1 protein-coding gene and 1 pseudogene are annotated in these 1,436 nt (G+C 46.6%); both read left to right on the top strand.

Annotation, left to right across the window (positions count from 1 at the left end; genetic code table 11):
* A pseudogene (locus A3762_RS23960) lies at positions 1 to 308 on the top strand (phosphotransferase family protein); the annotation flags it as partial.
* A gap of 219 nt (positions 309 to 527) precedes the next feature.
* Positions 528 to 1,436: NADPH:quinone oxidoreductase family protein (locus tag A3762_RS23955; RefSeq protein ID WP_068757977.1), on the top strand; the 909-nt coding region annotated here is incomplete at its 3' end.

Raw genomic sequence — 1,436 nt, 5'->3', positions numbered from 1 at the left:
GCATGCAACTACGCATGCCAGCTAACGCTGGTGATATGAGTGGTCTCGCGGGTGCAGATCGTGGCGCGTTGGGTATTCCAACCGAAGCTGAGTATGTCGAGACTTATTGTGAAGCGATGGGCATTGAGAAAATTGACCATTGGGCCTTTTACCTCGCATTTAGTTATTTCCGTTTAGCGGCGATAGCGCAAGGTGTCGCGAAGCGTGCTTTGGATGGCAATGCTTCTAGTAAGCAGGCGAGTAAGGTGGGGGCCTACGTAGCCCCATTAGCGATGGGGGCTCTGCACGTTATCAAAACTGAGGGTTAGTTCTGAAATAGCTAGTGCGATCACTTAAGCATTGTTAAAAATTCACTCAAAGTACTCATTTACTAGTCTGTAAACTCCGTCTTTTCGTGAATTTTTGCCTCGCCTAAGTTTCTCTCATAACGCTATTTAATTCGTGCTGTCGTCATTGCTGTGTTGTTTTGATCATTGGGAATGACGACATAATTTTCTAGCTTCTAGCGAACAAAAAAGAGAACAACAATGAAAGCAATTGTATGTAATGAATTCGGTCCGATTTCGGATCTTGAGTACAAAGATATTGATGATCCAACACCGGGCAAAGGTCAGGTGCGAGTGAAAATTCTAGCCAGTGGTGTGAACTTTCCTGATGGCTTGTTAGTGCAAGGTTTATATCAAGCGCGTCCTGAGCTTCCGTTTGTTCCGGGCATGGAGTTTTGTGGCGAAGTTGTTGAGTTAGGCGAGGGTGTTAAGCATCTTAAAGTTGGCCAACGCTTAATCGGCTCTAGCCAGAAATATGGTGCTTTTGCAGAACAGGTGATCGTGAATGCCATGACGGTGTTACCTGTTACAGATGATGTTACGGATACCGATGCTGCCAACCTAATGTGCGCACACGGTACAGCACACCACGCACTCAAGCAGCGCGCTCGTTTGAAGAAGGGCGAAACTCTTGTTGTTCTGGGCGCGGCAGGCGGAACGGGTATTGCGGCGGTGCAGATTGGTAAAGCAATGGGCGCGCGCGTAATTGCAGTTTGTTCGTCACAAGAAAAGCTAGAGATGGCAAAAGCGAATGGCGCAGATGAGCTGATTAATTACAGCGAAGAAGATCTTAAAGAGCGCATCAAAGAATTGACTAAAGGCAAAGGTGCGAATGTTGTTTATGACTCAGTTGGCGGGGAAGCATTTGCAGCCTGTTCTCGTGCAATGGCACGTAATGGCCGTTTATTGGTTGTAGGTTTTGCATCGGGCACGATCCCTGAATTGCCTGTTAATTTGGCACTCGTAAAAGAGTATTCCTTAGTTGGCGTATTTTGGGGTCAATTTGTTATGCACGAGCCTATGGTCTTTATGCAAAACATGCAGGAGCTATTTGCTTGGTATCGCGATGGCGTTGTTCGCCTTGAAACTGATGAAGTTTTCCCACTATCT

It is taken from the genome of Oleiphilus sp. HI0125 (genome assembly GCF_001635355.1).
The sequence above is the reverse complement of the archived record's forward strand: the minus strand, read 5'-3'. Positions and strand labels throughout refer to the sequence as shown.